At 68.4% G+C, this 6426-nt stretch carries 7 protein-coding genes; 5 read left to right on the forward strand and 2 right to left on the reverse strand.

Features of this window, described 5'->3' with window-relative positions:
* Window positions 1-126: 126 nt before the first annotated feature.
* Complete coding sequence (locus tag ACXYMN_RS17680; protein WP_459015127.1) at window positions 127-603, forward strand: DUF305 domain-containing protein; 477 nt, start codon at window positions 127-129, stop codon at window positions 601-603.
* 11 nt (window positions 604-614) lie between these two features.
* A complete protein-coding gene (locus tag ACXYMN_RS17685; protein WP_459015129.1) occupies window positions 615-1373 on the forward strand; it encodes a MauE/DoxX family redox-associated membrane protein in 759 nt (252 codons plus the stop codon).
* Between the two features lie 48 nt (window positions 1374-1421).
* On the opposite strand, the gene ACXYMN_RS17690 is transcribed toward ACXYMN_RS17685, so the two are convergent.
* Window positions 1422-1622: a heavy-metal-associated domain-containing protein gene (locus ACXYMN_RS17690; RefSeq protein WP_459015131.1), complete on the reverse strand. Its 201-nt coding sequence runs from the start codon at window positions 1620-1622 to the stop codon at window positions 1422-1424.
* A 237-nt stretch (window positions 1623-1859) separates the two neighbouring features.
* Here ACXYMN_RS17690 and ACXYMN_RS17695 point away from each other — a divergent pair, with 237 nt between their 5' ends.
* Together ACXYMN_RS17695 and cueR are read left to right on the forward strand one after the other, a co-directional pair.
* The gene (locus tag ACXYMN_RS17695) at window positions 1860-4382 is read left to right on the forward strand and encodes a heavy metal translocating P-type ATPase (RefSeq protein WP_459015133.1); all 2523 of its coding nucleotides are present in this window, start codon (window positions 1860-1862) and stop codon (window positions 4380-4382) included.
* Window positions 4383-4393: 11 nt separating this feature from the next.
* Window positions 4394-4804, forward strand: coding sequence for a Cu(I)-responsive transcriptional regulator (cueR, locus tag ACXYMN_RS17700; protein ID WP_459015134.1), 411 nt, complete (start codon window positions 4394-4396; stop codon window positions 4802-4804).
* Between the two features lie 141 nt (window positions 4805-4945).
* Here cueR and ACXYMN_RS17705 read toward each other — a convergent pair whose 3' ends face one another.
* Complete coding sequence (locus tag ACXYMN_RS17705) at window positions 4946-5761, reverse strand: alpha/beta fold hydrolase (protein WP_459015136.1); 816 nt, start codon at window positions 5759-5761, stop codon at window positions 4946-4948.
* A gap of 488 nt (window positions 5762-6249) precedes the next feature.
* Here ACXYMN_RS17705 and ACXYMN_RS17710 point away from each other — a divergent pair.
* Window positions 6250-6426: homogentisate 1,2-dioxygenase (locus tag ACXYMN_RS17710; protein ID WP_459015142.1), on the forward strand; the 177-nt coding region annotated here is incomplete at its 3' end.

A 6426-nucleotide genomic window follows, 5' to 3' on the forward strand; every position in this document is an offset into this window, starting at 1 on the left:
CCGGCGCCGGTCCGGGGCGTTTCCGGGCGCAATCCGGCCTTTTCCGCAGGTTTCCAGTGGAAATGTCGGAACCCTCCTGCGCTGGAACCGGGTTTCACCTTGGCCCAGACCCGAAAAGGAGACCCCATGTCCTATGCCCGTTTTGCCCTGATGATCGTGACGTCCACCCTCGTGATGTACGGTCTGATGTATCTGAACACCTACGCGCTGGACCATGTCTTCTTCAGCGAAACGCGCAGCTACATGGCGCTTTATATGGGGGCTGTGATGGCGGCGATCATGCTGGCCTTCATGCTGGGGATGTACACCAACCGCACCGCGAATATCGCGATCTTCGCGGGCAGCGCTCTGGTGTTCGCACTGGCGCTGTTCCTGGTGCGCAGTCAAAGCACCATCGACGACACTTCGTGGATGCGCGCCATGATCCCGCACCACTCCATCGCGATCCTGACCAGCGAACGCGCCAACATCTCGGATCCGCGCGTGCGGGCACTGGCCGATGACATCATCGCGGCACAGCGCCTCGAGATCGACGAGATGAAGGCGCTGATCGCCGATCTTGAAGGTGGCCCCGCCGCAACGCCCGAAATCGACGGCAAGTAAGGAGCGATCAGATGCCCCGCGACAATTCCGCAACCGCCCGGCTCTACCGCATGGACATGCCCGGGCACACATGCCCCTACGGATTGAAATCGAAGGACCTGCTGGAACGTCACGGCTACACGGTCGAGGATCACCCCCTGACCACCCGCGAGGCGACCGACGCCTTCATGCAAGAGCACGGCGTCGACACCACGCCGCAGACCTTTATCGACGCGCAGCGGATCGGCGGCTACGAGGATCTGCGCGTGTTTCTCGGCAAGGACAAGCCCGAGGACCAGCAATCCGACACCTCGTACCAGCCGGTCATCGCCATCTTTTCGGTGGCGTTGCTGATGGCGCTGGGCCTGTCATGGGCCAGTTTCGGCGACATCCTGACGCTGCGCGCCTTCGAATGGTTCATCTCCATCTCGATGTGCTTTCTGGCCGTGCAGAAGCTGCAGGACGTCGAGAGTTTCTCCACCATGTTCCTGAACTACGACCTGCTTGCGGTGCGCTGGGTGCCCTATGGCAAGGTCTACCCCTTCGGCGAGGCGCTGGCCGGTATCCTGATGACCGCGGGCGCGCTGATCTGGATCGCGGCGCCGGTGGCCATCGTGATCGGCGGCATCGGGGCCGCATCGGTGATCAAGGCGGTCTATATCGACAAGCGCGAACTCAAATGCGCCTGCGTCGGCGGGTCGAGCAACGTGCCCCTGGGCTTCGTGTCGCTGACCGAAAACCTGATGATGCTGGGCATGGGGCTGTGGATGCTGGCGCGCATGGCGGCGTGATGAATGCGCGCGGGCGGCGCGGGCGGCGACCGCCCCGCCGCCGCGGTCTCAGGCCGCGACCGGCGTGGCGTCGTAGCCCGCGGTCCTGATCGCCGCCGCCACATCATGCGCCGACAGCGCGCTTTCGACGGTGACGGTCCGGTCGGGCAGGGCGCAGGTGACGGTGGCCGCCGGGTCTGCCGCCACCACCGATTTCTCGATGGCCGCGGTGCAGTGACCACAGCTCATGTCGGGGACGTTGAAGATCATCGGCGGGCTCCTTCCGGGTTGCTGCACCCGAGATGGGGTCCCGGAGCGGTCAAGGTCAAGGGCCACGCCCGCCGCAGCCCCGACAGCCGCCCCGACAGGCACCGCGACAGGCACCGCGACGGGGCCGGAGGCCATTTGGGAAAATCCGCAGCACATGGCTTGACCTTCCCGCCACTGGAACCCCTATCTAGGGAGTCGAACGGCAACATCGGCACAAGCGGCACACCGGAGGTCATCATGGCCGAGACGACATATGCGACACTCTCCATCGACGGCATGACCTGCGCGTCCTGCGTCGGGCGCGTGGACCGGGCGCTGTCGGCGCTCGACGGCGTGGGGGACGTCTCGGTGAACCTCGCCTCTGAAACGGCGCGCCTTGGCGTGGACCGGCCCGAGGCCCTGCCCAAGGTCCTGGACGACGCGGCCCGGGCGCTCGATGCGCTGGGCTACCCCGCGCGCGAAACCGAGGTGGTGCTGAACATCGCATCGATGTCCTGCGCCTCCTGCGTCGGTCGGGTCGACCGCGCGCTTGCGGCGGTTTCGGGCGTGCGCGCGGTCAATGTCAATCTCGCGGCGGAAACCGCGCGGATCCGCTACCTTGTGGGGGCCACCGACGCTGCCGCCCTGATGCAGGCGGCCAGCGATGCGGGCTACCCCGCCACCGTTGCCGAAGCCGCCGCCGCCGAGGATCGCACCGCGCGCAAGCAGGCCGAGGCCGCGGCGCTGGCCCGTCGCGTGCTGGTCGCCGCGCTGCTGGCGCTGCCGGTCTTCCTGCTTGAGATGGGCAGCCATTTGATCCCCGGGATGCACGGGCTGATCGGGCGGACCATCGGCCACCAGACCAGTTGGTTGCTGCAATTCGCGCTGACCACCGCCGTGCTGGTCGGACCGGGGCGGCAGTTCTACCTCAAGGGCATCCCGGCGCTGCTGAAAGGCGCGCCCGACATGAACAGCCTCGTCGCGGTGGGCACCGGGGCGGCCTATGTCTATTCGGTGATCGCCACCTTCCTGCCCGCGCTGCTGCCCGATGCGGTGCGCGCGGTGTATTTCGAGGCGGCGGCGGTCATCGTCGTGCTGATCCTGATCGGCCGCTGGCTCGAGGCGCGGGCCAAGGGCCGCACCGGGGCCGCCATCGGCAAGCTGCTGGGCCTGCAGCCCCACACCGCCCATGTGCTGCGCGACGGTGCGACGGTCGAGGTGGATATCGACACGCTCAGGACCGGCGACATCGTGCTGGTCCGCCCCGGCGAACGGATCGCGGTGGATGGCGAGGTGGTCGACGGCTCCAGCCATGTCGACGAAAGCATGATCACCGGAGAGCCGCTGCCGGTGGCCAAGCAGACCGGCGATGCAGTCACCGGCGGCACGGTGAACCGGGCCGGCAGCCTGCGGTTCCGCGCCACCCGGGTCGGGGCCGACACGACGCTGTCGCAGATCATCCGCATGGTCGAAGAGGCGCAGGGTGCCAAGCTGCCGATCCAGGGTCTGGTCGACCGCATCACCCTGTGGTTCGTGCCCGCCGTGATGGCGCTGGCGGCGCTGACGGTGCTGGTGTGGCTGCTGGTCGGTCCGTCGCCCGCACTGACACTGGCGCTGGTGGCGGGCGTGTCGGTGCTGATCATCGCCTGCCCCTGCGCCATGGGGCTGGCGACGCCGACCTCGATTATGGTGGGCACCGGGCGGGCCGCCGAGATGGGCGTGCTGTTCCGCAAGGGCGACGCGCTGCAGGCGCTCAGCGGCATCGGCCTCGTGGCGCTCGACAAGACCGGCACCGTGACCGAGGGCCAACCGGCGCTGACCGATCTGGTGCTGGCCGACGGCTTTGCGCGGGCCGATGTGCTGGCGCTTGTGGCGGCGGTCGAGGACCGTTCCGAACACCCCATCGCCGAGGCCGTCGTGCGGGCCGCGCGCAGCGAAGGCGTGGCGCTGGCGGATGTGTCGGACTTCACCTCGATCACCGGCTACGGCGTGCGCGCCCGCGTCGCGGGGTCCGAGGTGCTGGTGGGGGCCGACCGCCTGATGGCGCGCGAAGGCATTGCGACCGGCGCGCTGGCGGCGGTCGAAACCGATCTTGCCACGCGCGGACGCACGGCGCTTTTTGCGGCCATCGACGGCAGGATCGCCGCGGTCATCGGCGTGGCCGACCCGGTCAAGCCCGCCAGCCGCGCGGCCATCGCGGCTCTGCACGCGCAGGGGCTGAAGGTCGCCATGATCACCGGTGACAAGCGCGAAACCGCCCGCGCCATCGCCGCCGAGACCGGCATCGATACCGTGGTCGCGGGCGTGCTGCCCGACGGCAAGGTCGCGGCCCTCGACGATCTGCGCCGCGACGGCACCCGCATTGCCTTTGTCGGCGACGGCATCAACGACGCCCCGGCGCTGGCCCATGCGGATGTCGGCATCGCCATCGGCACCGGCACCGACGTGGCCATCGAATCCGCCGATGTGGTGCTGATGTCGGGCGACCTGCGCGGCGTGGTCAACGCCTACGAGGTGTCGCGCCGCACCATGGCCAACATCCGCCAGAACCTGTTCTGGGCGTTCGGCTACAACGTGGCGCTGATCCCGGTCGCCGCCGGTGTGCTTTACCCGGCCTTCGGGGTGCTCTTGTCGCCGGTACTGGCGGCGGGGGCGATGGCGCTGTCGTCGGTCTTCGTGCTGACCAACGCGCTGCGCCTGCGCCGGATCGCGCCCGCCATGGACGAGGCAGAAGCGCCGCGCCCGATGCCACCCGCCCCTGTCACAGCCCCAGCCGAATAAGGAGAAAGGTGATGAATATCGGCGATGTATCCCGGCGATCCGGGCTTCCGGCCAAGACCATCCGCTACTACGAGGATATCAACCTGATCTCCCCGCAGCGCAGCGCCAACGGCTACCGCACCTTCCGCGAACAGGACCTGCACAAGCTGGCCTTTCTGGGCCGCGCGCGGGCGCTGGGGTTCGGCATCGAGGATTGCCGCAGCCTGCTCAAGCTTTACGAGGACACCGACCGCACCAGTGCCGAGGTCAAGCAGATCGCAAGAGAGCACCTGACCGAGATCGAACGCAAGATCGAAGAGCTGACCGAAATGCGCCGGACACTTACCCATCTGGTGCAGGCCTGCGCCGGGGATAACAGGCCCGATTGCCCGATCCTCGCCGATCTGGCGACCAAGCCGAAAGCGCCGTCCGGCTCCGCGTGAACCGGGTGCGGGCGTTGTTCGCGGCCCACTTCGGCACCGGCGATCATCGGGGCTCCGCCGCCTTGCCTGCGTTGCGGCGGCTGGTCGGCCTTGGCGGCTGGCCCGCGATGTCCCGGCATGCCCCGCTGGCGCGCCCGCCGCTCAGGGGCGCGCCGCTTCTGCCCGTGCGATGGTCCGCGCGATCAGATCGTTCACCTGTCCGGGCGTCTCGATGGCCGCGATGTGGCCCGCGCCCTTGAACACCGACAGCTCCGATCCCTTGATCGCGGCATGTAGCCGCTCGGAATTCGGCAACTCGAGGGTGATGTCCTCCTCGCCGACGCCGATGCCCACCGGCACCCTGATCGCCGCCAGAAGATCGGTGCAGCCGTCGCGGTGGATTACCCCGCTGACCGCCCGGGTGACGCCGATACGGTCGTTCTTCGCAACCGCCCCGGTCCACCGCGCGCGCTCTTCGGTCCGCGCGGCATCGTGCATGAAGGTCGCCCCGAACATCATCGGCATCACCCGACCGGCCACTGCCCGGGGGCCGATCCAGCGTGCGACAAGGTTGAGCATCCGGTATTTCGGCCCGTTCCCCGGCGGTTCGGGGTCGGCGCTGGTGTCGAGCAGGGTCAGCGATGCCAGCAGGTCCGGATGACGGGCGGCCAGCCGGATCCCGACAAAGCCACCCATGCTCAGCCCGACGAAATGGCACGGCGCAACCCCGAGATGCGCGATCAGCGCTGCGGCATCCTCGGTCAGCGTGTCCATGTCGTAGCCGCCCTCGGTGACGCCGCTTTGGCCCTGGCCGCGATGATCGAAGGCAATGCAGCGATAGCGGTCGCGGAAATGCGCGATCTGATCGGCGAACATGTCGCCACTCAGCAAGAGCCCGTGCGAAAACACGATGGCCGGGCCGTCGCCGCCGGTGTCGGTGTAGTGAATATGCGCTCCGTTCAGGTCGACATGCGGCATGGGCGTCCTTTTCGCTGGCGGACCGGCGCGGCCCTGTGCTTTGCGGCAAGGCTACCATATGCGACCGATCCGGGGCGAGGGGGCACGCACCCGCGCCCCGGCCCGCGCGCATCTGCGTCGGCGCGGCCTCGGGCGAAGCAGACGACATCCTGCGCAACGGCAATCCCGCCCATGGCGGCACACGGACCGACCTGTTGCCAGCGCGCGGGGGCCGACCTGCCGGGCGTTGCCCCGCTTTCCCTGTTGGAAACCGCGCCGCGCCGCGCGATCCTGCGGGGCATCTCGACGACAGGGGCGCGCGTGGCCGGAAGTTGGGCGAAACCGGACCGCGCGACGCGGCAGGATGATGCCGCCGCATCGCCCTTCGCGCAGGATCGGGCTTGCCACGCTGCCCGTCGGCGTGATCGGCTGCACAGCGAAGCCCGTGTCGCAGCCCCGCGACAACCGGGGCGCACAAGCAGTCGAATTCGAATCAGGGAGGATCTTTCATGAACACCCAATCGCCTCTGAGCAACCTGACGCAGGCGTCCACGCCGGTCGGCACCACCCCCGGTTACATGCCGGGCTTCGGCAATGATTTCGAGACCGAGGCATTGCCCGGCGCGCTGCCGCAGGGCATGAACTCGCCGCAGAAGGTCAATTACGGCCTTTACGGCGAGCAGCTT

The sequence above is a fragment of the Roseivivax sp. CAU 1753 genome, assembly GCF_054482575.1.